23 protein-coding genes are annotated in these 24,773 nt (G+C 48.7%); 4 read left to right on the forward strand and 19 right to left on the reverse strand.

From position 1 onward, the window contains the following. The first annotated feature begins 13 nt into the window (after positions 1-13). Entirely contained in the window at positions 14-853 is an 840-nt protein-coding gene (locus tag JRJ22_RS28735) for an SDR family oxidoreductase (RefSeq protein ID WP_206102575.1), read from the forward strand. 191 nt (positions 854-1,044) lie between these two features. Here JRJ22_RS28735 and JRJ22_RS28740 read toward each other — a convergent pair whose 3' ends face one another. The 8 genes from JRJ22_RS28740 to JRJ22_RS28775 form a co-directional block, all read right to left on the reverse strand. After that, positions 1,045-1,770 (reverse strand): ABC transporter permease, encoded by a 726-nt coding sequence (locus JRJ22_RS28740; protein ID WP_062526027.1) that lies wholly within the window; start codon positions 1,768-1,770, stop codon positions 1,045-1,047. A 7-nt stretch (positions 1,771-1,777) separates the two neighbouring features. Continuing rightward, positions 1,778-2,683 (reverse strand): ATP-binding cassette domain-containing protein, encoded by a 906-nt coding sequence (locus tag JRJ22_RS28745; protein ID WP_062526029.1) that lies wholly within the window; start codon positions 2,681-2,683, stop codon positions 1,778-1,780. After that, positions 2,680-3,408, reverse strand: a complete 729-nt coding sequence (locus JRJ22_RS28750) for an ABC transporter ATP-binding protein (protein ID WP_232380997.1) — start codon at positions 3,406-3,408, stop codon at positions 2,680-2,682. Before JRJ22_RS28750 ends, JRJ22_RS28745 begins: the two co-directional genes overlap by 4 nt. A gap of 8 nt (positions 3,409-3,416) precedes the next feature. Further along, positions 3,417-5,894 (reverse strand): ABC transporter permease, encoded by a 2,478-nt coding sequence (locus JRJ22_RS28755; RefSeq protein ID WP_062526031.1) that lies wholly within the window; start codon positions 5,892-5,894, stop codon positions 3,417-3,419. A gap of 132 nt (positions 5,895-6,026) precedes the next feature. Next, complete coding sequence (locus tag JRJ22_RS28760) at positions 6,027-6,947, reverse strand: sensor histidine kinase (RefSeq protein ID WP_062526034.1); 921 nt, start codon at positions 6,945-6,947, stop codon at positions 6,027-6,029. Beyond that, a complete protein-coding gene (locus tag JRJ22_RS28765) occupies positions 6,937-7,659 on the reverse strand; it encodes a response regulator transcription factor (protein ID WP_062526036.1) in 723 nt (240 codons plus the stop codon). Before JRJ22_RS28765 ends, JRJ22_RS28760 begins: the two co-directional genes overlap by 11 nt. 107 nt (positions 7,660-7,766) lie before the next feature. Continuing rightward, complete coding sequence (gene rlmH / locus JRJ22_RS28770) at positions 7,767-8,246, reverse strand: 23S rRNA (pseudouridine(1915)-N(3))-methyltransferase RlmH (RefSeq protein ID WP_206102576.1); 480 nt, start codon at positions 8,244-8,246, stop codon at positions 7,767-7,769. Between the two features lie 300 nt (positions 8,247-8,546). Continuing rightward, a complete protein-coding gene (locus JRJ22_RS28775; protein ID WP_206102577.1) occupies positions 8,547-8,897 on the reverse strand; it encodes an ArsR/SmtB family transcription factor in 351 nt (116 codons plus the stop codon). Positions 8,898-9,065: 168 nt separating this feature from the next. Between JRJ22_RS28775 and JRJ22_RS28780 the strand changes: the two genes are divergently transcribed. Next, positions 9,066-10,490: an MFS transporter gene (locus JRJ22_RS28780; RefSeq protein ID WP_206102578.1), complete on the forward strand. Its 1,425-nt coding sequence runs from the start codon at positions 9,066-9,068 to the stop codon at positions 10,488-10,490. 90 nt (positions 10,491-10,580) lie between these two features. Here the strand turns inward: JRJ22_RS28780 and JRJ22_RS28785 are convergent, their stop codons facing one another. Then, positions 10,581-10,748 (reverse strand): CxxH/CxxC protein, encoded by a 168-nt coding sequence (locus JRJ22_RS28785; protein WP_082452016.1) that lies wholly within the window; start codon positions 10,746-10,748, stop codon positions 10,581-10,583. Between the two features lie 103 nt (positions 10,749-10,851). Further along, entirely contained in the window at positions 10,852-12,630 is a 1,779-nt protein-coding gene (locus JRJ22_RS28790) for a M3 family oligoendopeptidase (protein ID WP_206102579.1), read from the reverse strand. Between the two features lie 102 nt (positions 12,631-12,732). On the opposite strand from JRJ22_RS28790, the gene JRJ22_RS28795 reads away from it, so the two are divergent. Continuing rightward, a complete protein-coding gene (locus tag JRJ22_RS28795; RefSeq protein WP_206102580.1) occupies positions 12,733-14,070 on the forward strand; it encodes a DUF2252 domain-containing protein in 1,338 nt (445 codons plus the stop codon). A 94-nt stretch (positions 14,071-14,164) separates the two neighbouring features. Here the strand turns inward: JRJ22_RS28795 and cydC are convergent, their stop codons facing one another. The 7 genes from cydC to JRJ22_RS28830 form a co-directional block, all read right to left on the reverse strand. Further along, entirely contained in the window at positions 14,165-15,964 is a 1,800-nt protein-coding gene (cydC, locus tag JRJ22_RS28800) for a thiol reductant ABC exporter subunit CydC (RefSeq protein ID WP_206102581.1), read from the reverse strand. Next, positions 15,961-17,718, reverse strand: coding sequence for a thiol reductant ABC exporter subunit CydD (gene cydD, locus JRJ22_RS28805; RefSeq protein ID WP_206102582.1), 1,758 nt, complete (start codon positions 17,716-17,718; stop codon positions 15,961-15,963). The genes cydC and cydD overlap by 4 nt, the downstream gene beginning before the upstream one ends. Continuing rightward, positions 17,718-18,734: a cytochrome d ubiquinol oxidase subunit II gene (gene cydB, locus JRJ22_RS28810; RefSeq protein ID WP_054942612.1), complete on the reverse strand. Its 1,017-nt coding sequence runs from the start codon at positions 18,732-18,734 to the stop codon at positions 17,718-17,720. Before cydB ends, cydD begins: the two co-directional genes overlap by 1 nt. Next, complete coding sequence (locus JRJ22_RS28815) at positions 18,721-20,127, reverse strand: cytochrome ubiquinol oxidase subunit I (protein ID WP_206102583.1); 1,407 nt, start codon at positions 20,125-20,127, stop codon at positions 18,721-18,723. Before JRJ22_RS28815 ends, cydB begins: the two co-directional genes overlap by 14 nt. A 223-nt stretch (positions 20,128-20,350) precedes the next feature. After that, positions 20,351-20,581 (reverse strand): cold-shock protein, encoded by a 231-nt coding sequence (locus JRJ22_RS28820; protein WP_054942614.1) that lies wholly within the window; start codon positions 20,579-20,581, stop codon positions 20,351-20,353. Between the two features lie 204 nt (positions 20,582-20,785). Beyond that, positions 20,786-20,986, reverse strand: coding sequence for a cold-shock protein (locus tag JRJ22_RS28825; protein ID WP_039878010.1), 201 nt, complete (start codon positions 20,984-20,986; stop codon positions 20,786-20,788). Between the two features lie 386 nt (positions 20,987-21,372). After that, positions 21,373-22,623: a S1C family serine protease gene (locus tag JRJ22_RS28830; RefSeq protein ID WP_206102584.1), complete on the reverse strand. Its 1,251-nt coding sequence runs from the start codon at positions 22,621-22,623 to the stop codon at positions 21,373-21,375. Between the two features lie 378 nt (positions 22,624-23,001). Here JRJ22_RS28830 and JRJ22_RS28835 point away from each other — a divergent pair, with 378 nt between their 5' ends. Then, positions 23,002-23,208, forward strand: coding sequence for a hypothetical protein (locus tag JRJ22_RS28835; RefSeq protein WP_206102585.1), 207 nt, complete (start codon positions 23,002-23,004; stop codon positions 23,206-23,208). On the opposite strand, the gene JRJ22_RS28840 is transcribed toward JRJ22_RS28835, so the two are convergent. Then, positions 23,177-23,983 carry an MBL fold metallo-hydrolase gene (locus JRJ22_RS28840; protein WP_206102586.1) on the reverse strand — a complete coding sequence of 269 codons (807 nt, stop codon included), beginning with the start codon at positions 23,981-23,983 and terminating at the stop codon, positions 23,177-23,179. The genes JRJ22_RS28835 and JRJ22_RS28840 overlap by 32 nt on opposite strands. A gap of 14 nt (positions 23,984-23,997) precedes the next feature. Beyond that, a complete protein-coding gene (gene yycI, locus JRJ22_RS28845; RefSeq protein ID WP_206102587.1) occupies positions 23,998-24,744 on the reverse strand; it encodes a two-component system regulatory protein YycI in 747 nt (248 codons plus the stop codon). Between the last annotated feature and the right edge of the window lie 29 nt (positions 24,745-24,773).

A 24,773-nucleotide genomic window follows, 5' to 3' on the forward strand; every position in this document is an offset into this window, starting at 1 on the left:
GAAGGTTTTTGGGATGACTCAACGTACTTGGTTGATCACAGGAATAAGCAGCGGATTTGGGCGTCATATGGCGGAGCAACTCTTAGAACGCGGGGATCGTGTAGCCGGCACAGTCCGTAATATGGAGGCTGTGTATGATCTCAAAGCAAAATATGACGAGTTATTATGGATTTCCAAACTCGATCTTACAGATACACCTGCTATTCGTCAGGTGGTGAAAAACGCTTTTCACTCCCTTGGTCATATTGATGTCGTAGTTAACAATGCAGGATATGGACTATTTGGTGCGGCAGAAGAATTGACGGATGAGCAGATACGCCATCAACTGGAAACGAACTTGATTGGTTCAATCCAAGTGATCCGCGAGGCTCTTCCTCATCTACGGGCGCAAGGTAATGGACGAATCATTCAGCTATCCACTGTAGGTGGTCAAACCGCTTTCCCTGGCGGATCTATGTATCACGCGAGCAAATGGGGAATTGAGGGCTTTGTTGAATCCGTGATGTATGAGGTTGCCCCTTTTAATATTGGCGTTACCATTGTGGAACCTGGTAGCGCAAGCACCAATTTCCGGTACCAAAGCTCCAAGCTTGCTCCAAAAATCGATGATTATGAAGCCTCCCCGGCCTTCCATACACGCCGGATTCTTGAAGAAGCCAAAGCACCTTCGCTGGGCGATCCGGCAAAAATGGTTGCCATCATGATCGAGAGTGTCGATCAAAATCCGGCGCCGAAAAGAATTGTTCTGGGCAGCGACGCCTTCTATACGATTCACAAAGCGCTTACCGAGAGGCTCGCAGCGCTGGAAGCACAAAAAGATCTCGCTTTCTCCACCGATTCCTCTATAAAGTGAATCTTCAGGTTGCCCAGCACAAAAATAATAGAGCCCCTTTTCATAAAATCTAAAAGAAGCCTGGATTAAACTTTGCCTCACTTATGATACGGTTCACCGTAACATTTATAGGGCGAAATTTTCGGGTGCTCAATTGGGTGCCCTTGATAAATACGTATGTTCTCACAAGGGTTTATTGTTGAAAAAATAACCTATAAATCCTGTTTTTTTGATACCCATAAAATACTGACCACGGAAACAACGCCAATAACCGCCATACTAGAATATGAAACACTCATGGGAAATGCAAAATCAATATTGATGGATGTAACCTGGCTAACCCTCAGAATAGTAACGATGGGTAAGATAGAGGATAGCACAGATGACCAGACTCCAACAAAGGATAACACTGCGTACATAATCGTTGCACAAATAGCAATAAGATAACTTTTACGGCAAATTACCGCGACTGATAGGACTGGTAAAAGGCTAAAGAACATAAGTAAGCCAGACTTCAAATAGGTTATCAACCCATCCCAAAATGAAGCCGTTTCAAAAGGTATTCCAATAAACAAGCCAAGAAAGTTGAGCAAGTAGGATAGAGAGGCCATCGCTAAAATAATCAGAAGTAGTGCAGCTAATTTTGCTATGGCTAATCGTACACGGCCAACAGGGATTATAAACAGATTCCGGTATGTATTCTCTATGGATTCCCTTGTGAAGATATAAGTACCAATAAGTCCAAATATGCAGGGCCACAACAGCAATATTGCCAACCATAAATTTTGAGCGGCATAGGAGCTCCATGTGGTTTGAGCAGATGCCTCTAGATTTACAACAAAACCGATTAACGGAAGAATACAACAACCAGCAAGGCAAACCCAGATTATACTGGAGCCTTTGATTTTCATAAACTCAGCTCGAATGAATCTAAGCAATATTAGTTCACCCCCCTGTTATTTTCATAAAGTATTCTTCCAAATTCCCTTTGTTCATACTGATTTCGCTAACACCAATATGGGCATCATGAAAGTACCTGTTTACGTCCTCCATGTTTCTTTCTATTTCATAAATTTTTAGAATATAGTCGCTTTCAACATCGAAATCGGTAATCCCTAACTGCTTCTCTAGAATGGGTACGGCTAAGGCTGTACTGGATACTACCATTTTTATAAAATGGCGATTACGCAGCCTTATTTCATTCATGGGGACTTCTTCAATTAGGCATCCTTGATGAATAATTCCTATGGTATCGGCAAGCTGTTCCACCTCACTTAGAATATGACTAGAAATGAGTATGGACGTTCCTGCTTCTTTGCTTAGACTGAGAATGAGTGAACGCATTTGCTGAATACCTGCTGGATCAAGGCTATTCGTTGGTTCATCCAAAATAATAAATTCAGGATCATGCATTAAGGCTAATGCAATTCCAAGGCGTTGCTTCATGCCCAAAGAGAATTTTCCTGATTTCTTGTTTGTATCGTTCTCCAATCCTACTAATTCCAATGTGTTGTTCACTGCATTTTTGTTATGGATACCCCGCAAAGAAGCAATCAAGTTCAAATTTTCTACAGCAGTTAAGTTTTCATAAAAGGCCGGGGCTTCAATAAGTGCCCCGATCCTTCTATATCCTCCTGTATTGGACCTAGTCAGCTTTTCGCCGAAAACGGTAATCTCTCCGCGGGTTTGTTTTACCAAACCCATCACCATCTTTAAAGTTGTCGTCTTTCCGGCACCATTACGACCAAGCAGAGCATAAATCTCCCCTTGCCGGACATGCATATTGAGATTATTTACTACAAGCTGGTTATTATATTTTTTGGTCAATCCGTTGGTTTCTAACACCATCATAAAGTAGTGATCAATCCTCTCCCGCAGGGTTGTAGGGTTTTCTGCGATTCAATTACGCCATCTTTTAAATGAATAACGGAGTCGCCATATAGCGTGGATGCTTCTGAATGGGTAACCTGAATAATCGTTTTTCCAAATTCCCTATTAATACTCTGAAACAGCTCCATAATAGTAGCACCATTGCGGGAATCCAGATTACCTATAGGTTCATCAGCCAGAATAATTTCCGGTTGAAACAGCAAGGCTCTTGCGACGGCAATTCTTTGTTGCTGCCCACCTGATAATTCTCTAGGCGTTGCTGTTCTCTTATGAGACAGTTCTATCAAATCAAGAATTCCCTTCAATTCTATACGATAATCCTTTACACTCCTACCATCTAATATAATGGGCAGGAGGATATTATCCTCAACCGACAGATTTGGCACCAAATTATGAAATTGAAATACAAAGCCTACGTCCCTGCGTTTCATCTTTGCTTTTTCGTCTTCCTTTAATTTACCTATGTCTTTTCCATTTATGATAATCTGTCCAGAAGTAGGGTCATCCAGGCCACCAAGCAAATATAGCAATGTAGACTTCCCGCAGCCTGACGGTCCCATGATAGAGAGAAAACTACCCTTTTCTACCGAAAAGCTCAGATCATTTAATACTTTAACCTCTTCTTTGCCCATATAGAATGATTTATTTAAATTTATGATTTCGATGCTGTTGTTCACCACATTCACCTATCCTTCTATTCGTATTTCATTTCATTAATTATTGAAAACTTCTTGCCATTTAAGATAACTGGAAGTGTGAAAAGGACAATTAGCACTAGCAAGAATCCTATTACTAACGGTAAATACATTAGATTTAGCCTGATATCATATATCATTCCGATGAGGCTCAGTAAGTCTTTGGTCAGAAATATCATCGCATAGGAACAAGGGATAAGCAGGAGCGTCACCCAAAGCACCACGAAAATAGACTGGAACAGCAATAACCTATTCTTCTGTTGTCTGCTTAACCCTATTGCGTGCAACAGAGCGATGTTCTTCTTTGCGTTTAAATAACTGATTTTGGTGTTGTTTAATACACCGAACGACGCAATGACCATGGCCATCAATGAGAACAGGCCAAATGCCGCAATGGTCTTTTCGTTTTCAGCAATATTGGCTCTTTCCAGTTCCTCATATGTCACTACCTTTACGTTATAATTACTTAGTTGCTTCCGCAGGTCATCTCTTAATTTCACATCGTCTCCCGTTGCCTTAGCATTAATCATGTTCGTACCAACATAATTAAATTGCTGCAGCAACACATCATTATCTACTAATACAACATAGCCCCCATACAGCACCTTCATATTTACAATTCCTGTAACATACAGTTCCTTTTCAGTTTGATTAACCGTTAACGGCAGCTTATCTCCAGCTTGTATATCGAGGGCTTTGGCCATACTTTCTGAGACAATGACCGAAGGTACTTTGGCATTCTTGAATTCCTCATATATGTTTAGGTTCTTAGGCTTTGTCCAGTCAATATACCCGTCATAGCTTAAATACTTATCTTTATCTATTCCCGCAATCTGAAAAGCTGTTCCGTTAAGCTGGCCTCCAAATACTTTTAGCTTCTGAAGCGTATCTTGTTCAATATCACTGCGGTTCAGCTCATTTTTCATTAGAGTATCCGCAATATTGCCAGCTTCTGACGGAACCGTAATCTGTATCTGAAAGTTATTTCTGTTAAAACCATCTGTCATAGCTGTTTGAACACTATCACCAACGGATGTGATCGTAATTACCGATAATGCTGCGATCAGCATTAAGGTAATGTTGCCTAACAGTTCTTTTGAAGTCCGGATATTATTAAGGGCTAGAGCCGATACAGGTACTTTGTCCTTGAGAATCCCGTATAGCTTAGCTGTTACCACATGAATCAGATTCGGGAGAACTAATAAAATCCCCGCAATGAGCAGAATACACTGAATGCTTACGATCCCGTCTATTTGCACAAGAAACAATAAGAGAGAAATGACAAGAAAGCCACTACCTAATAGCGTTCTTGTATTATTGCCTGCTCTGTTCTCTACAGCTACTCCCAATATGACATCCTTGATGGATAGTTTATTGATTTGCAGAATGGGGAGGATCGATGAAATAACAGACAACAAGCTCCCAAACAGAACTGCCAATACTAAGTAATAGATGGGGATTGTGGGTAATTTGAATATCCCATACTCTCTATGCAGGGACAGAAAGTAAGCTGCTCCATAGATGATTCCACTACCAGCTAAAAATGATAGAACACCGCCAATTGCGCCAAAAAGGATACTTTCCAATAGTAGAACGTTAATAATGTTAGGTTTCGTAGCTCCTTGACTAAAAAAAGTACCAATCACAGGCATCCTTTCTACAATAATGAGTTTGAAAGAACTGGAGATAATCACCGAACTGAGCAACATTACAACGGCTAACAGGGCAAAACAGATGATTCTCCCTTCTTTAATTGCACCCAGCATTCCTTGTTGATCTGTGAAACTTGTTCTTGCAACATAGTTTTCATTGGCACTGTTAAACTCATCAATTGAAGCTTGAGTATATGGACCTGTTCCTGTAGCGATAATGTTGTTGTACAATCCCGGCATATTCGATTGCCCAACCAAAAAATCGTAGGGTACAATCATTTGGAACGCTTCGTTGGTATCTCCAAAAAAGATCCCCTCATTCAGGAATAGGCCCACTACTTGAACGGTTATGTCCTGATGATTCACACTAAGCTGTAGGGTATCGTTCACTTTCAAATGAAGATCTTGGCCCACCTTCTGTGAAATAATGCATGTTGCACCTTGGAAATGGTCCAGTACTCTTTTTTCATTAGCGTTTTTGGTGATGATATCTTGTGTGTTCCTGCCGAGGACTGTCACAGTGCTGTTATCCAAATCATGGCGATAAATCCCCTTCAACTCTAATTGAGGAACGATATCTTGTACCCCTTTTAAATTCACCTCATCTAATTTAATTCCAACGGTTGGATCTTTGCTTGTAATTGAAATTTCTTTGTTCTCCATTACCTGAGTATAGGACTCGATGTAGTTATTCATCATAACGTCTGTGACTCCCAAGCTGGCAATGAACAAAGTAGCACTCATCAGGATAGCAAATAGAAGCATGATAAACTTCCCTTTCTTCTCCATCGCTGATGTTATAACAAATTTCAGAAATAATCCCACAACATTCCACTCCTAACATTTGTACTTCATGATTTCATTGTAAGGAGTAAATTCTATACGCCACTGATATAATTCTGATTTTTTTCTGATAGTCATACAAAAAGAAGGAAATGCTCTAAGCATTCCCTCCTCTTATCTTGCTAATGGCAGCTGCAGCTTAAACAACGTTTGTGAAGATGGCAGGCTACTTACATTTATGTTGCCGCCCATCTTCTTTATAAGTTCGTAAGCAATCGCAAGACCAAGCCCGCCATGTTCTGTTCTAGCCGCGTCACCTTGATACAATCGATCAAAAATGAACTCCATATCTTGTGCAGCTATGCCGTTTCCATGATCGATGACATCTACAAAAACATACTTATTCTCTACATATACGTGGATTCCTAAATAACAACCTGATTTCCCATGAATAAGCACATTACGAATTAAGTTTTGTATCACACGAATAAAAGCAGATGGATCTACCTTTACAGGGTATTCCTCATCAGGAATTTGCGTTTCCACATCGAAATGGTTTTTTTCAAGCAGGGGGATGAAATCGATGACAACACCGCGAATAAGTTCACAAATATCTAGTTTTTCATCTTTCAGTTGAATTTCATTGGCATCAAGCCGCACGAGCTCAAACAACTGGTCAACGCGGCGTTTTAAGTCGTATGATTTTTGCAGCGCTGTTTGCAGATAGAGCTCCCGATCATTGCCATGAACCAGTTCCCCAGTAACAGCTTCTAAATAACCAATAACAGAAGCCAAAGGAGTGCGAACATCATGTGAAAGGTTTGCCAGCAATTGTTTTCTGGCCTGTTGTTCCCGGTTCACTAGAATACGTTCCTTTTGATAGGATTCCATGAGTTGATTAATTTGCAAGGATAAGTTCGCCGTTTCTTTTCCCGGTATGGCAAATAAATGTAATTTATTATGACCATCCAATACTTTTTCTAAAATGTATTCCATTTCTTTGATACGTTTACGAGTTTGCCATTGGCGAACTATTAATACCACTGAAACAACCAATAAAATAATGAAAAAGATAAGTATTAAATTATTCGTCATAGGCTGCCTCATAATGGAAGCGATATCCGACTCCCCAAACGGTTTGAATATACTGAGGATTGTCCGAATTGTCCTCCACTTTTTTACGTGTACGACGGATTAGCGCCATGATATTGTTATCGTCATACACATATTCCTCGTTCCAAACGTTCTGATAAATTTGTCTTTTACTGAATACTTGTTCAGGATGGCTGGCCAGGAAGTTTAGCAGTTCAAACTCTTTTGCAGTTAATAATATTTCTGTTTCATTCTTGGAAACAAGATGTCTTTCACGATCTATTGTTAACTTTCCAAAAGTAAGTACATGATGACTCCCCTTGTCATCCTCTCGACCCCCGAATACTGTAAACCTTCGGATCAAGCTATTCACACGGGCATTCAATTCAGAAAGACTGAATGGCTTGGTAAGATAATCATCTGCGCCTGCTTTCAGGCCTAATACTTTATCCATTTCTTGATCCTTCGCTGATAGCATAAGCACCGGCATATTAAAAATCTTACGCAGCTCAGCGAGAACCTGTAATCCGTCTACTTCTGGCAACATCACATCTAACACAACCAGTTCATAATGATTGTTTCTCACCATGCTTATTCCTGCGCGTCCAGAATGAGCCACATCTACAGAATAGCCTTCACTTTCAAGGCATTTTTTCAGTACCGTACATAATTCTATATCATCATCAACGATGATAACTCTTTTTAGACTATTCATATTGCCCCCCCATTTTGTAATCCATCTAGCAGGTTCAAAGGCCATTATAGATCAGGTCGAGAACTGCCCTTCTCCACACCGCTCCGCCGAATGCCGATTTTTTCGCCTCACTTATGGTACGGTTCCCCCCGATTTATCTTCACCGCACGATAAATCTGCTCCACCAGTACCAGCCGCATGAGCTGATGGGGCAGCGTCATGCGGCCGAAGCTCATGCGCTGCTGGGCGCGGCGCATGATGTCATCGGAGAGGCCGTGGCTGCCTCCGATGACGAAGACGACATGGCTCGTCCCGTAGGTGCCGAGCCGGTCGATTTCAGCGGCAAGCTCCTCGGAGCTCCAGAGCTTGCCGTCGATCGCGAGCGCAATGACATGCGCTTCGCTCTTAATGTGCGCGAGGATGCGCTCGCCCTCGCGCACCTTCACCTGGACAACCTCAGCGTCGCTGAGATTGTCCGGGGCCTTCTCATCCGCCACCTCAATCATCTGGAACTTGAGGTAGGGGGTCAATCGCTTGGCGTACTCCGCGATGCCGCTCACCAAATATTTTTCCTTCAATTTGCCTACGCCGATGATTTGAATGAACATATCTTCCTCCTGTGGGATAACCCTATATAAACATCGTGCCGCTGGGAATGTCCGTAACCCTATGCATGTCCTCTGCCCGGCCTTCGTTGTTCCTCTAGAAACAGCAAAAGGACGTATCCGTTACGTCCTTTCCGCTTATTGATATCCTCTTATGTTTACCATATTTCCGGGTAAAAATAAACCAAAACCCGCCTTATTTCAGCGGTCCTTGTTGACTGGTTCCCTCTGCTATTTCAGTCCTCTAACTGTTCCTGTTGTTCCCGCTGTGTTCTAGCCCCTTCCACTCTTCCCGCGGTAAGGCTATTCCAGCCCTTCCTCCTGCTCGGCGAACAGCTCGGGCTGCTCTGAGGAGTCATAGGCCTGCAGGACCGAATCAAGCAGGCCTGGAAACCGCTCGTTCAGGTCATCGGTGCGCAGCGACAGAATACGCTGGGTGCCCTGTGCCCGTGTATAGACTACGCCCGCTTCGCGGAGTGTCCGGGCATGATGGGACATCGTGGATTTGGCAATCGGCACCTTAAAGCTGTTGCAGGCCTGCTCTCCATGCTTGCGAATTTCCGATACTACGTATAAACGGATGGGATCACTAAGCGCATACAACACGGAAGCGAGCTGAATGTCCTTGCGGTCCGGATGATGAAGCAGCTTCATAAATAAGACTCCTTTGAAAGACAGATGAGTACTTAAATTGTATCTTCGTATCTAGATCTTTGTAATTTTGCATCTTCCTAATTGCATTTTACATCAGTGCATGCTATATTTCAATTGTTCGTAAATAATCGAACTATTAAACATTAATAACAAAGGAGTGGCAATCACATGAGCTCATTACATACCTCTGAGGATCATGCGGGCAATTCAACCGCTGCAGTGGAAGCCACTCTTCCACGCGAAGGGCTGCTGACCCTGCTGTTCAGTATCGCTGTAGTTCTCGTCATTATGAATACGGCAATGTTTAATCTGGCGCTGCCGGATGTAACGGAGACTTTCGGCATCTCGGCTGCATCCGCCTCCTGGATTGTTACCGGGTACTCCATTATGTTCTCGATCGCTTCGATCACGTACAGCCGGCTGTCTGACTTTCTGCCGATCCGGCGGCTGCTGATCATCGGCCTGCTTACGCTGGGGCTTGCGGCTGTGGCCGGTTTTTTCAGCACTAACTTTATCTTCCTGCTTATCGTGCGCATTCTGCAGGCGTCAGGTGCAGGGGCGGTCATGTCTCTATCGCTTGTCCTGTTCACCCGTTATGTCCCGCAGGCCCGCCGCGGCAAAGCAATGGCGACAATCATGTCCGCTGTCTCGCTGGGACTGGGACTTGGCCCGGTCGCAGGCGGTTCCATTGTCGAGTATCTCGGCTGGCACTGGTTGTTCGCAGTAACGGCGGCAATTCTGCTGCTGGTGCCATTATTCCTGATCCTGCTGCCCAGAGAAATACCTGCCCGCGGCTCGTTCGATGTGCTTGGCGGGGTGTTCCTCGGCGTCGGCACCACAGGCCTCCTACTGTTTCTGACCAGCGGCCTGTGGGTTGCCCTAATCGCCGGCATGGCCGCGATTGCCTTATTCGTAGGCCGCATCCGCAGCACACCGGATCCGTTTGTGATGCCGGCGCTGTTCCGCAACCGCTCGTATCTCGTGCTGGCGCTGGTGGGAATCGCCTCCTACCTGTGCAGCTTCGCTACCTTGTTCCTGCTGCCGCAGATTCTGACCCACCGCTTCGGCTTCAGCGCCAGCCATGCCGGGCTGGTGATTTTCCCCGGCTCGCTGCTGGCGATCTTCGTCTCCCGCACCGTGGGCCGGGTCATCGACCGCTACGGCAATGGCGGCATCTTACGCTTCGCACCGCTGCTGGTGCTGGCGGCAACCGTGCTGTTTGCCTTCTTCGCCGGACAGTCCTGGATTGCCGTCATGTTGGTCTACATGATTATGAGCCTCTCCTTTACCGTGCTGTCCAGCAGCGTATCGAACGAAATCTCGCGGATTCTGCCTTCTTCACAGATCGGCTCGGGCATGGGGCTGTTCCAGCTGCTGCAGTTCTTCAGCGGAGCCTTCAGCGTGGCGATGGCCGCGAGCGCCCTGGAATGGCAGCGCGGATTGCCGCTCTCCACGGCCTACTCCAACATCTACTGGGGGCTGTCGATTGCCGCTCTGATTGCCATTGTCTCAGCAGTTGCCTACCGGCGCGGCAGCAATCGCAGTAACCGCAGCAGCTCGCTAGCCGATATGGCGGATGCAGCAGACGCATAATCTCCCCATCCTGCCGGATCCTTCCGCCCACACCAAAACACCCCGCAGACCGTTCTCACGGCTGCAGGGTGTTTTTAATACAGCAGTCCTTTAGACTACCAGATATTCCGCATTCTTCTCACATTCCGCACATTTCGCCGGCGGGTCCCAGTCCGAGAACTCGGTCTCCTTCAGATCCACAACATCCGGTGCATCCTCGTACTCGTCCACAAATTTGTCGATGGCCAGCTCTACGTGTTCCTTACACACTACGTACATTCAATCAAGCATCCCTTTCTGTGCCGCTGCGGTGTATACTTCTACTACTGTTCTACCACACTTTCCCGTAAAAAGGAACCTTCCGCAGCGTAAAAATCCAGCTTTATTCCCGTCCTGTAAACTTCGTGATATCCCCGGCAATCAGCATGAGCGCATCCTGCCAAAACGCCAGAGAATGTACATCAATATCCATCAGCTTCGCGGCATCTGCGATACTCCGGGTACTGGTTGCCGAGAGGAACTGTTCATAGCGGCTTACGAAGTCTGCTCCCCGCTTCTTGTACTCTGCAAAGAGCCCTTTGGAGAACAAAAGCCCGAAGGAATACGGGAAGTTCAGGAATTCATTGCCTGACATGTAATACCCGGCCTTGCTGATCCACTGGTACGGATGAATCGAATCCGGCAGTACACTGTCTCCGTAAGCGGCATTCATGGATTCCAGCATCAGGTCATTCAGCTCCTCCACGGAGAGAGGACCGGATTTCCTGCGGGCATATAGCCTGCTCTCAAAACAATACCGGGCATAGAAATCTACAATATAATACCCGGCATCCGACAGTCCCCGTTCCAGAATAGCTTCCGCTTCCCCGGCGGGCGCAGACTGCAGCAGTTCATAGCCTATCAGACTCTCGCAAAAAATCGATGCCGTCTCCGCAATCGGCACCGGATATTCCGTGTTGACCATACTTTGCCCGGCAAGACGGCTGCTGTGGTAGGCATGTCCGATCTCATGGGCCAGCACGCTCACATCTATATAATTGCCGTTAAAGCTCGTGATCATCCGGCTCTCCCCGATCGGGAAAATATCAACACACATGCCGAAGTTCCCTTTGCCGCTCCGCGGCTCGGCATCGATCCAGTGCTGTTCGAACACCTTGCGGGCGAATCCGCCAAGCTCGCTGCTAAACCTGCTGAAGCCGTTAATAATCATCGCTTGGGCTTCGGCATAAGAGATGTTAGCCGGAGACTCCCCGCCTATTGGTGCAAACACATCATAAAACGGCAGCTGCCCGGGATAACCCAGCAGTTCGGCTTTCTTGGCATAATACCGGTGAAATACCGGCAGACTCTCCCGGATCGCCTGCAGCATTACTTGCAATGTCTCCTGATCCATCCGCGAAGCGGCCAGCACTTTATGCAGCGGTGAAGCATAGCCTCTCAATTCATACACTGCCGCTGCCTCACCGCATACGGCATTGATACAGGCTGCGCTTTGTTCCGCTACACTGCGGCAGGCTTGATGTTCGGCTTCTGCCGCCGCCTTCCGTACCGCAGCATCCGGGTCATAGACGAGATTCCGCAGCTCAGCCAGCGACAAGCTCTGCATTTTCCCGTCCAGCTCCACATCTGTCCGCAAGGTGGACAACGTCCGCATATACAGGCGTTCCCAAGCTTTAGATCCGGTAGCCTGCATCCGGGCAATCACGGCTTCACCTTCTTCACTCAGCAAATACTGAGATTTGCCCTGCAGCTCACGCAGATAGAAGCTGTGCTGCTCAAGATAGGCATTGGAAGCGATACTTGTCTCCAGCATATCCGGATGGATTCTGGCCAGCCATTTGCTGAAGCTTACTAAGGCTTCTCCTGCGCCAAGGGTGACCTCCTCCAGCTCATCCATCAGATTCATCGCTTCGGTATGACTACTGTCGGCGCTGAAGCTTAATTCGGCGAAGCTGAACAGGCGGAGGTAGATGCTTTTGTAAGCATTATATTGTGTAAGGAACTGTTCCATCACTGCGGCGGCATCTTGTCCATTATGTAACTGTGAGGCTGACCATGTACTCAGCTCCCCGGCAAGTGTCTCCACAAGCCTGCGGTCCTGCTGAAACAGCTCCGACCGAAAGGAAGGATAAATCGAGTCCAATTCCCATGTTAACTGCATTTTCAACCCTCTCCTTAACTCTTCAATTATATCACGCTTGCAAATTTGGAGGTCCATGGAAATAATAGATATAATCATACTATCCGGAAAGGAGCACCGCTCATGGTCAATCAGTCCATTACTGAAGGGGTCATCCGCACACGCTCAAAGCTGCGCAGAGATCTGCTAATTTCGATTTTTGATGAGTTCGACGGCGGTATTATGGCCCTAAGCCCGGTCAACCGGTCGGAGAAATACGGCAAAATGGCGCAGAGCGCCTTTTCGTTCTACCGCGGGAGCGCTTATCTGTTCTATTTTGATACGACCAGGCAGTACTTCCCTTACCATAGCTCACCCGCCCGTCCTACCTGGATCCAAGGGGATCTGCATTTCGAGAATTTCGGTGCCTTCCGCAGTGAAGACGGGGATATCGTCTATGACGTGAATGATTTTGACGAAGGGTATGTCGGCTCTTATCTCTACGATCTGCTGCGCATGGCCGTCAGTATTGCCCTTGTCGGCAGGCAGCTTGGCTACAGTAATTCAGAGCAGCACAAGTTGATTGAGAGCTACGCAGCTGCCTATTCCCGGCAAATCCGCCGCTTCGCCCAAGGCAAAGACAATCCCGCTAACTTCGTCATCAATGAGGATACCGCCAAAGGGCCGGTGAAGAAGCTGCTCCGCAAGCTGGAAAAGCGCCGGCAGAGCCACTTTCTGGAGAAGGTTACCGCCCAAATGCAGAGCAGCCGGGTGTTCCTTGAGACCTCCGAGCTGCTGATTCCCGGTGCTGCCGAGCAGGCCGAGCTTGAACAAGCCTGGAGCTTCTATACGCAGACGGTGGTCACACGCAGCCTGAATGAGGAGCATTTCCGGATCAAGGACATTGCGGTCAAACGCGGTTCGGGAACGGCATCGATTGGACTGGACCGCTATTATATTCTAATTGAAGGCGGTTTGGAGCAGGCTGGCGAGGATGATACCGTACTGGAAGTAAAAGAGGTCCGCGCGCCGGTTCCCGCCTATTTCATGCCGTATTCGGAGTCATTCTGGCAATCCTTTACCCATCAGGGCAAACGGGTATCCGCTACCCAGCAGGCCATGCACCACAAAGCTGATCCCTATCTTGGCTTCCTGACGTTGGGCGGCCGGGACTTCTACGTCAGGGAGCGTTCCCCGTACAAAAAAAGACTCAAGCTAGAGGATATCACAGACTCCGGGGAATTGATCCGGGTGGTTGAGGTGATGGGCAGCCTGACCGCCAAAATGCATGCCCGCGCTGATGCCGACGTCGACAAGGGAATCCTCAACTATCATAGCGAACAGGAGATTTCCAAAGCCATGGGTCCCGATCCTGATGCCTTTACCCGGTACATTGCAGAGTGGGCTTACAGTTACGCCGGACAGGTAGAGAAGGATTACGCTATGTTTAAAGATTGGGTAGTGGAACGGTACGGTCTATAACAGGAAGAAGAACGAAATACACATAGATTCTTATATTTCAAAAAAGCTCTTTCTGTCCACAACCGGACAAAAAGAGCCTTTTGGTGTGCTATATTCATTCCCCGGGGGCTGCACTCATAAACGCGCTTGGCCGATCCAGCTCATACAGCTTGCGGTAGCGCGGTTCCCTGTCCATTAGCTCGGCATGGGTGCCGCGCATTTCCACCTGGCCGTGCTCCATAAAAATCACTTCATCCATTTGTTCTGCGCCTACCAGATGATGTGTGACCCAGATCAGCGTCTTGCCTGCCATCGCCTCGAACATGGTGGCCAGCAGCTCGCGCTCCGTGCGCGGGTCAAGGCCTACCGTCGGCTCATCAAGTACAACCACCGGCGTATTCTGCAGCAGAATCCGGGCCAGGGCTATCCGCTGGCGTTCGCCGCCGGAGAAACGCTGCCCGGCTTCGCGTACCGGAGTGTTGTAGCCTTCGGGCAGCGAAGAGATCAGCGTATCCAGCTTCGCCAGGGCTGCCGCCTGCTTGACCGCTTCCTCCGAGGCTTCCGGGTTACCGAGCCGGATGTTGTTCGCCACCGTAGTGTCGAACAGATGCGGGCTCTGATTCAGCACGGCAATGAGCTGCGGGATCCGCTCACCGTAAGCGGCTGCGTCAACTCCGTTAATCGTTGCCGAGCCGACGGTTGGCGTGATCACGCCCTGCACGACCTTCAGCAGCGTGGATTTGCCGGCTCCGCTGCGGCCGATGACCGCAATCTTCCGGCCCTGCGGAATGCTGAGGCTCAGATTCTGGATGGACCAGTCATCACCCGCTGCATAGCGGTAACCTGCAGACTTCAGTTCGATATGGGTCTGACCGGAGGCCTGAATCTTCTTAACTGCGGCCGTGGCCAGAGCCGCAGCTTCCGCACTCTTGGCCTCTGCCGCTGCATGCGGCACGGCATCCTTCGCTGCTTCCACACCGTTCAAGCGTTCCAGGGAATTGCGGTACTGCGGAATTTTCTCAACGGCGTCGGAAACGGGCAGGAAGGCATCCGCTACAGGGAACACCACCAGCACGAACGCTGCAATCAGCGTTCCGGCAATCGCGCCGTCCGCAAATTGTCCCGCCGCCCAGTAGAGCATGGACAGCACGCCAAGTCCGACAATGGCCTGGCCGATGAACATGCGCAGGCGCGACCAGCTGCGGAGCGCCCCGTCGGTGCGGGCGACTTTGTTCTCATCCGCCTCATACGTTGCCACGAACTGTGCCTGCCGTCCGCTGATCATCCAGTCGCCCATCCCGAGCACGGCATCGGTCAGCTTCTGGTAGAGCCGGTTGCGCTCCTGCTTCACCTGCCGCTGGCGGCTTTGCGTCAGCAGCAGCGAGATCAGCGGCAGCACGACTACCAGCACCAGCATATACAGCCCCATCAGGAGGGCAAAGGCCAAATCGAACGTACCGAGTGAAATCACCGCTGCCGCATAGATCAGCAGCGCGATAATACTCGGAAATACGGTGCGCAAATATACATTTTGCAGATACTCAATGTCGTCGGCCAGCATCCCGAGAATATCTCCGGTGCGGAAGCGGGAAGACAGGAAGAGCGCCTGCGGCTCCAGAATGTTGTACAGCCGGATACGCATCTTCGAGAGGATCCGCAGAATGGTATCGTGGCCTACCAGCCGCTCCACATAGTGGATGACTGCGCGGCTTGTCCCGAAGGTGCGCACACCGACAATCGGCACATAGATCATTAGAATATTCTCCGGCGGTATGGAGGCTTTGGAGATCAGGAAGCCCGAGGTGTACATCAGGGACGAAGCCGAGAAGACCGTCAGCGCCCCCAGGGCAATGATCAGCAGAAACCGCCAGAAATAAGCAGAGGCATAGGGAGCAAACCATCCTTCACGTTTCAATGGATTCCCTCCAGTTGACTTTGAATAAGCTCAGAATAGGCACCCTTGCGCTCGATCAGCTCACGGTGCGTACCAACCTCAGCTACCTTGCCCTTCTGCATCACGATAATCAGATCCATGTCCATCATCCAGTGCAGCCGGTGGGTCGCCAGGAACACGAGTTTCCCCTCAAACAGCGGAAGCATCGTTTCCTTAAGCTCATATTCAGTCTCAATATCAAGATGGGCCGTCGGCTCATCGAGCAGCATCACCGGACGGCTGCTCAGCAGTGCCCGGGCCAGCGCAACCCGCTGTTCCTGCCCGCCGCTGAGTGAGCGTCCGCCGCCGCCAATCATTTCATCCAGTCCGTTCGGAAGGGACGAGACAAGCTTCGATAATCCGGCCGCCTCTACTACCGAAGCCACGTCTTCCATGGACGCCTCCGGATAATAGAACCGTACATTATCGGCCAGCGTTCCGCTGAAGATATACGGCTGCTGCGGAATATACGCAGTCTGTCTGCGCCATTCCTCATCGGTCAGCGCACTGACCCGGTTCCCGTTAATGACGATGCTGCCGGAGGTAGGGTGCAGGAAGCCGCCCAGAATATCGACCAGCGTCGATTTGCCGGCCCCGCTCTCTCCGATAATGCCAATTTTCACGGCGCCTGTCACTCCCAGGCTCACTTCTGCCAGCGAAGAACTCCCATCCGCTTCATATTGGACGCCTATCTGCTCAAGCTTCAGCACACTGTCCGGCTTCCAGCCGAACGTCCCTGACTGAAGCGGCTGAACAGCCTTATTCCCGTCAGCCTCGAGGGCCACGGCCTTGACGGTTTCCCGGTCGATGATATCCTTCATCGCTTCTCCGGCTTCTTTCCCGTCCAGGGTTGCATGGAAGTCAGCACCCACCAGCCTAACCGGCAGGAAATATTCAGGTGCCAGAATCAGAATCGTCAGCCCGGTGACCAGGGTCATCTCCTCATTAACCAGCCGCAGGCCGAGGCTTACGGCGACGGACGCAACAGACAGCATCGTGAAGAAGTCCATTGCGAACGAAGACAGAAAAGCTACGCGCAGCGTACGCATTGTAGCCGAGCGGTACCGGTCGCTGACAGCAGCAATGCTCTCGCTATGACTACGGCTGCGTCCAAGAAACTTCAGCGTCTCCAGCCCCCGCAGCGAATCCACAAAGTGGTTGGAGAGCGTCCGGTACGATTTCAGCTGGCGGTCCATCTGCTTGCGGGCCGTCATCCCAATCAGAATCATAAAGACAATGATGATCGGCATCGTTAAGGTCAGAATGACCCCGCTTGATGTATCCAGCGTATAGATATACACGAGCAGCAGCCACGGCGTAACACCCATGCCCACCATGCGTGGAATAATCAGTTCAAGGTACGTACGGAACTTGGTTACCCCTTCAAGTACAATGGTAACCAGTGTCCCCGTTCCCCGGTCACCTGCCAGCCTTGGCCCCAGCTCGAACAGCTTGTCCATCATTTGTCTCCGCATACTGCTGCCGGTATTCTCCGCAAAACGGTAAGAAACCCGGCTCATCAGCATCGCGCAGGCATGGCGCACAAGAAACGCAAGAAGGAACAAGAGCATAGTCGCCCCTTGTTCCTTCAGCGGTTCTCCCGCAAACAGCGCAGAGACTACCTCTGCCAGCGATTTCGCCAGCAGCAGTATGGACAAGCTTTGCACCAGGGTAAGGAAGCCTACGATCAGAAAGACCGGCTTAACTCCTTTGTACCCAAGCAAATTTTTATCCATTAGTATTCAAGATGCTCCTTCTCGTGAACCCGTTTGTGGAAGATGAAATAACTCCAAATCTGATAGCCGAGCACGAACGGCAGCAGTGACAGTGCCACAATGGTCATAACCTTCAGTGAATAATGTCCGGATGCAGCATTCGTAATCGTCAAGTTGAACGCCGAATCAATCGAGCTGATCATCACCCGCGGGAACAATCCGACGAAGACCGAAAGCACCGACAGAGCCATTACCGCTCCCGTCATGCCGAAAGCCCACCCGTCTTTCTTAATACTCATGAAATAACCGGACAGTACATAAGCGGCAATCCCCAGAACTACCAGCACCAGCAGCAGGGCTCCGCGTTGTTCAAATACATCTGTCATGAAATAAGTCATGATTACAAAAGCAAGGAGCAATGCAGCCAGCGGAAGCAGCAGCTTCTGGGCCAGCTTGCGTGCCCGTACCTGCAGATCGCCAACGGTGCGCAGCGTAGTGAACATGAGCCCATGCACCAGGCAGAGCATGACTACCGTGAGTCCGGCTACTACTGTATAACCATTTACGATATCGAAGAATCCGGCATACATCTGCATATCCCCGTCAATCGGCAGCCCTTTGATGAAACTGGCGAATACAACGGCAAGCAGGAAAGGCGGCAGGAAGCTTCCGAAGAAAATGCAGGCGTCCCAGGTTCTTTTCCAGGCCAGCGAATCGCGTTTGCCTCTGAATTCAAAGGCTACACCGCGGGCAATCAGCGCCAGCAGGGCGAAGACGAACGGAATATAGAATCCGCTGAACAGCGTGGCATACCAGTTCGGGAAGGCGGCGAACATCGCCCCTGCCCCTGTCAGCAGCCATACCTCGTTGGCATCCCAGAAAGGTCCGATCGAGTTGATCAGCACCCGGCGCTCCGTATCATTCTTGGCCAGGATCTGTGTTTCCATTCCTACGCCGAAGTCAAAGCCTTCCAGAAAGAAGAATCCGATAAATAAGACCGCAATCAGCACAAACCATAATTCATTAAGAGAAAGCATGCGTTGTTCCCTCCTTGCTATACGGATCATGTGATTCACCGTGATCGTGATCCATGTGATAAGGGCCTTTTTTGATAACTTTGACAAACAAACCGATCAATACAAGACCCAATATGGCATAAATGGCGTTAAAAGTAATTACCGAGAACAGGATCGAACCCGCCGAAACGTTAGGTGATACACTGTCTTCTGTCGTCATTAGGCCAAATACAGTCCAAGGCTGACGTCCGATTTCGGTCATAATCCAGCCCGCAGTATTAGCGATTGGCGGAAGCAAGAGCCCCCAGAACATGAACCGCATAAACCAGGTATTCGGACGTTCCATCTTTTTACGCCACATCAGATACATTGCATACAGACCAAGGACGACCATGAGCGAGCCTGCAACAACCATGATCCGGAAGCTCCAGAACGTAGTGCGTACAGGCGGGATATAATTCCCGGGACCATACTGTTGTTCATATTCAGCCTGCAGGGTATTCATCCCCTTGACGCTGCCTGAGAATTCACTGTAGGAGAGGAAACTCAGCAGGTAAGGAATCTTGATTTCCCCGGAATTCACCTTATTAACAGGATCGATAAAAGCAGTGACCGTCCATGCCCCCGGGTCTCCACTGTCTTCCCAGAGTCCTTCAGAAGCGGCCATTTTCATTGGCTGTGTTTCCACCAGGTACTGTGCCTGAGCATGTCCGGCAACGGCTACACCCACCGAAGAGACGATACCGACAATCGCCGCAATTTCGAACGATCTTCTAAAGAAAGCCACATCCTGCTTCTTCAGCATTTTATATGCACTGATACCGGTCACCAGGAACGCGCCCGTTGCATAGGCGGCGAGCAGGGTATGCGGTAATTCAACCAGCAATTGTCCATTTGTAATCAGCGCCAGGAAATCATTCATCTCAGCGCGGCCATTATTCATTGCAAAGCCGACAGGGTGCTGCATAAAAGAGTTCGCTGTGAGAATCCAGAACGCCGACAGGGTAGTCCCCAGTGCAACCATCCAGATCGCCAGCAGGTGAATCTTCTTGGAAACCTTGTCCCAGCCAAAAATCCATAATCCGATAAACGTGGATTCCAGGAAGAAGGCCAGCAGCGCTTCAATCGCCAGCGGTGCTCCGAACACGTCACCGACAAAGCGTGAATAGTCCGACCAGTTCATTCCGAACTGGAACTCCTGCAGAATTCCTGTTACTACACCCACTGCGAAGTTAATCAGGAAAAGCTTCCCCCAGAACTGCGCCATTCTTTTGTACTCTTCATTGCCTTTTCTGACGTACATCGTTTCCATAATCGCAATCAGCAGTGCCAGACCAATCGACACCGGTACAAAGAAATAATGAAAGATCGTCGTCGACGCAAATTGTATACGCGACAGCATTACTGTATCCATATTTCTCCCCTTCCTTCTCCCCATTCATTACATCTATTCTGTCAAAAATTTAAGCATCACAGTGTGACAATAATCACATTATACACCCCGTTTGGCGCTAAAATTCAATAAATTTGTGACAAATATCACAATATTACACCCAGAAAGCAAAAAAAATAAGACGGTTTCACCGTCTTGGATTTGTTCATCGTTCTATATTAAGCTTGACTCATAAAGGCATTGGTCAGGTAATGGAAATACCCTTCTTCAATGATTTTAGATCGCCATTGGAATTAAGCAGTTGCGGTAGCATCTTCATACTGCGGACCATTGGGGCATGACAGAGACGGCAAGAAGGCGCATGTTCAAATGCGAAATTGTCCCTCATCCATCCATTGCAACCATCATTGGTACAGGCCCAAATTGCGGTATTTTCTTCCGGTACTTCCTCCATAGGCTTCTTCCGGTAGTTCATTGCCGTTCCTCCCTTCCTTTATGTCACATGCCTGAGAAACAAGTAAAAAAGCATCTAACGATGCTCTTACAGGGTGCTGACAAATCCTTCGTTAGCGTTATTCCTCTGCTAAGATCAGGCTGTATTTGCGATGGTGAAGTTCGGTCTGATCTTTATAAAAAAAGACCGTCCCAACTTACAAAAGCGGGGACGGTGCTTCTATTATTACAGTTTTACAACGTTTTCGGCTTGTGGTCCACGGTTGCCTTGAACAACGTTGAATTCAACGCGTTGGCCTTCGTCCAAAGTTTTGAATCCTTCGCCAGTGATAGCGGAGAAGTGTACGAATACGTCGCTTCCGCCTTCAACTTCGATGAATCCGAATCCTTTTTCTGCGTTGAACCATTTAACTGTACCTGTTTGCATGTGTGTTACCTCCACAAATTTAAATTAATATGTTCTTTTTATCTTCAAACAAAGAAAAAATTCACACATTGAAAAAGGTTGTTATTCCATATGACAGCCCTTTTCAATGTGAAAATTAGGTATCAAATGTATGATTATTCTCATGTTACCACACCCGCGGAACAAAGGCAAGCTGGCTTATCCGAAATTCTCCGTTTTTTCCCTTATAAGGAGTACTTACCAATGTAAGGGCTGCCAGTCTACATATAAAGGAAAATTCCGCACTGTATCATTCATTACCCACATCAATTCAGGCTGAAACGGTGCCGTCCCAAAAAAATATCAGGACGGCCAAGCCGCTTCCTTTTTCATGACTGCCTTTTCATTATATACAGCTGCTCCGGCTTTTATTCCTCCGGTTTCTCAAGAAGTTTCACCGTAACCTGATTCACTTCACCATTCCGGTAATACGTGATTTTCAGCTCGTCACCGATCTTGGTCTGCTCATAAAGATATTTACGCAGCGAAAGAGTTGATGTAATCGGCTGATCATTAAACTTCGTAATCACGTCGTTGAACTGAAGGCCTGCAGCCTGTGCCGGTCCCACAGCATCGAGTACGACTACACCGTCTTTTACAGATGTCGGAAGATTCAGTTCCTTAACCTGATCCTCTGCAAGCGGTACATAGGGATTATTGAGATCTACCGAATAGACACCCAAGTAAGAACGGGATATTTTACCGTTAGCTGCCAGCTCATCGGCTGTCTCCATCACATGGTTAGCCGGAATGGCAAATCCGAGTCCTTCCACGCCGGTATCAGAGATTTTCATCGTATTGATCCCGATCACCTTGCCGTCCAGATCAACAAGAGCGCCGCCGCTGTTGCCTTCGTTAATCGCTGCATCCGTCTGGATGACTTCCTGCTCCCAATCATAGACACCGTCCTGATTCAGCGATACGGGAATCGTCCGCTCCGTGTAGCTCACAATGCCTGAGGTCAGGGTGTCGCCAAGACCCAGCGGATTGCCTATCGCAATAACCGTCTCGCCAAGCCGCAGCTTGGAGGAATCACCGATCTGGGCTACAGTCGTAATACCCTCGGCATCCATGGACAGCACAGCAATATCCGTCACCTTATCTGCTCCGACCAGAGTAGCTTTGTGCGTCACACCGTCCACCGTTACGACTTCCAGCTTGCCCGTACCTTCAATAACATGATTATTCGTAATGATAAAGGCCTTATTATCGTCTTTCTTATAGATAACTCCCGAACCGAGTGCAGACTCATCGAGAATATTGAGTTCCTTATTATCTTCCTTATGGTTAATGATGCTTACAACCGCAGGGCGTACCAGTGCCGCAGCCTGAATAATCCGGTCATAAGGATCTCCGCTGCTTGCGGTTACCTTCTGGTTCACATTCTGTGTCTGGGCTCCGCTCTCTTCTGTTAGCTGACCTGTAACAAGACTGAATAATAGAACCGCAACAACCGCACTGACTACAGAGCTGATAACGGATACCTGCCACGTTGCCAGGCTCCTCCGGGTTTTGTGCACCGTCCATTTCCGGCTGGTGAACACCTTGGAATTCTCCTGCTCTCTACTTTTGCGGCGTGACACTTTGGTTGAATAGAAATCATCATCGAACAATCCCACCCGTACATCCTCTCCCCTCTATTGCTAACTGCATTCAAGACCTGAACGCCAAGCAACCACGCCCGAGCTTATTGCTGTATCTCTTAGACTCCAGGAAGTGCTAAAAGGTTTCACTTTATTCATTCACCACAATAGTGTGAGTTGTAAGCGCAAGGGGTCTTTTGATTCTTGCAACATATCAGAATAATAAGCAAGTCTCAGGAATATTTTGCAACTTAAAAGACTACAATAATAGAAGTGCTGCTCACGACAAACGCTTAATCCGTTCAATATAATTGTATCACACGCCGGGGCACCGCCCACGATTTTTCTGCTGCAAAATGCATGCAAATTTTTAACAGGTGGAGCATTAGTTACAGCCGAAAAGGAGGAAATCACATGGAATCTTTTTCCACCAGTATGGACCTTGTACAATTTATTGGCAAACTTGGTGATCTAAAGGACGAACACTATCATCTGATTCTGGTCCAGAGCGCCCTGATTGAACTCCTGATCGATAAGGGAGTTTTCTCACGCCAGGAGCTGGACCATAAAATAACAGAAGTAGACAGCCTTATGACTGGCTCACCTTATCCCATGGCGTAGGCTGGTCATAATAGGTATCGCACAATTTGAACTCACTATCTTTGTAGAAGCATCCCCGATCCTCCATCGCTCCGCGAACCGACATTTTGGCCAGGTCCATCATATTATGATCCCGGCTTAAGTGTGCCAGATAGGTCCGCTTGGTCCGTCCGGTAAGAATCTCGCTAAGTGCTGCTCCGGCTGCCTCATTCGAGAGATGGCCCATATCGCCAAGAATCCGCCGCTTCGTGTTCCACGGGTAACGCCCCATTCTCAGCATCTCGATATCATGATTGGCTTCAAGCACAAGAACGTCCGCGCCTTCAAGCGCCAGCCTTACTTTATCGCTCACATAGCCAAGATCCGTCGCTACACACAGCTTTTCCTTACCGTCATAAAAGTTATAGCCTACCGGTTCAGCCGCATCATGGGAGATCGCAAAGGATTCTACTCTCAGGCTGCCGAAGTCCCGGTACCCGCCGGTCTCCATAATGATCCGGTTATGCTCGGGAATCGTGCCAATCCCTTTCTCTATCGCCTCCCAGGTATTGGTGTTGGCGTAGATCGGAAGATCGTATTTGCGCGCCATGGCCCCGAGCCCCTTAATGTGGTCGGAATGCTCATGCGTAACCAGAATGCCGTCTATATCCTTACCTGTCAGCTCGCGCATAGCCAGCAGCTCATCGATCCGCTTGGCACTAAGGCCGGCGTCAATCATCAGCGTTGTTTCCCCGTTTCGCACTACTGTCACATTACCGGTAGAACCGCTGGACAGCACTGTAAATGAAATTCCCATCTCTCCTGCTCCTTCTACTCTGTTGTCTTCGGACTGATAATATCCGCACTTATGGCATCCACGTAATAAGCATTGCCGTTCTCCAGCATAAAACGCCACATCGGCGAAGCCACCTGACTTTCGGAGTTGAACAATTCCCCGTAATAACCGAGTTCAATCTCCTTCACTACCGAGTCTGCCGGAAAATACTTTTCAATCAGACTGCTGAGTGCCTGTGAGGCCGGAAGCACCTTCTGCACATCCTTGTCTTCGCTGCTGCTGGCTCCAATCTCAATCTTCGGCCACCGGTAGGCTACGATCTTCTGATTGTTGTTAATCAGCTCCAGCCTGACCTGGAATAAGGAGTATTTGTTATCCACCAGCGGATGAAGCACGAACTTGCCGACCTCACTCTCCTGGGCATCAAAACGGTAATTGGCGATATCCGTAATCTGTCCCTGAAGCTCATTGCTGAGTTCAGTGAACGAGGAATACATCAGTCCGCTGTCAATCGGCTCCTTCAGCGGAACCGGCGGATCATTCTGCTCTTCTCCGGAGTAAATGTAGGTGATATCGGGCAGCTGAGGGGTAGCCGCCGGAATCGGGCACAGTACACGAATCCCCTTCTGCTCCATAACCGCCTGCGTTTCTGCCGAGAGGGAAGTAAAGTCCAGGTTGGCACTGGCCTGATCCCGCAAATCCATCCACAGCTGATAACACAGCAGCAGATTTAGTACCAGAAAAGCGTAAATCAGCACGTTTTTGGCTTTTCCCCAGTCCATACTTTCCCTCCTAAAAGTTTTATGAGCGT

The sequence above is a fragment of the Paenibacillus tianjinensis genome (assembly GCF_017086365.1).
Lineage (GTDB): Bacteria > Bacillota > Bacilli > Paenibacillales > Paenibacillaceae > Paenibacillus_AQ > Paenibacillus_AQ tianjinensis.

Bases quoted from the DNA above. Each gene is read 5' to 3' on its own strand.
- JRJ22_RS28815 (WP_206102583.1), bottom strand. From the start codon at position 20,127: ATGGATACAGTAATGCTGTCGCGTATACAATTTGCGTCGACGACGATC.
- JRJ22_RS28795 (WP_206102580.1), top strand. From the start codon at position 12,733: ATGGTCAATCAGTCCATTACTGAAGGGGTCATCCGCACACGCTCAAAG.
- cydD (WP_206102582.1), bottom strand. From the start codon at position 17,718: ATGGATAAAAATTTGCTTGGGTACAAAGGAGTTAAGCCGGTCTTTCTG.
- JRJ22_RS28780 (WP_206102578.1), top strand. From the start codon at position 9,066: ATGAGCTCATTACATACCTCTGAGGATCATGCGGGCAATTCAACCGCT.
- rlmH (WP_206102576.1), bottom strand. From the start codon at position 8,246: ATGTTCATTCAAATCATCGGCGTAGGCAAATTGAAGGAAAAATATTTG.
- cydB (WP_054942612.1), bottom strand. From the start codon at position 18,734: ATGCTTTCTCTTAATGAATTATGGTTTGTGCTGATTGCGGTCTTATTT.
- JRJ22_RS28765 (WP_062526036.1), bottom strand. From the start codon at position 7,659: ATGAATAGTCTAAAAAGAGTTATCATCGTTGATGATGATATAGAATTA.
- JRJ22_RS28745 (WP_062526029.1), bottom strand. From the start codon at position 2,683: ATGATGGTGTTAGAAACCAACGGATTGACCAAAAAATATAATAACCAG.
- JRJ22_RS28840 (WP_206102586.1), bottom strand. From the start codon at position 23,983: ATGGGAATTTCATTTACAGTGCTGTCCAGCGGTTCTACCGGTAATGTG.
- JRJ22_RS28820 (WP_054942614.1), bottom strand. From the start codon at position 20,581: ATGAACTACCGGAAGAAGCCTATGGAGGAAGTACCGGAAGAAAATACC.
- JRJ22_RS28735 (WP_206102575.1), top strand. From the start codon at position 14: ATGACTCAACGTACTTGGTTGATCACAGGAATAAGCAGCGGATTTGGG.
- JRJ22_RS28825 (WP_039878010.1), bottom strand. From the start codon at position 20,986: ATGCAAACAGGTACAGTTAAATGGTTCAACGCAGAAAAAGGATTCGGA.
- JRJ22_RS28785 (WP_082452016.1), bottom strand. From the start codon at position 10,748: ATGTACGTAGTGTGTAAGGAACACGTAGAGCTGGCCATCGACAAATTT.
- JRJ22_RS28790 (WP_206102579.1), bottom strand. From the start codon at position 12,630: ATGCAGTTAACATGGGAATTGGACTCGATTTATCCTTCCTTTCGGTCG.
- yycI (WP_206102587.1), bottom strand. From the start codon at position 24,744: ATGGACTGGGGAAAAGCCAAAAACGTGCTGATTTACGCTTTTCTGGTA.
- JRJ22_RS28775 (WP_206102577.1), bottom strand. From the start codon at position 8,897: ATGAAGCTGCTTCATCATCCGGACCGCAAGGACATTCAGCTCGCTTCC.
- JRJ22_RS28835 (WP_206102585.1), top strand. From the start codon at position 23,002: ATGGAATCTTTTTCCACCAGTATGGACCTTGTACAATTTATTGGCAAA.
- JRJ22_RS28760 (WP_062526034.1), bottom strand. From the start codon at position 6,947: ATGACGAATAATTTAATACTTATCTTTTTCATTATTTTATTGGTTGTT.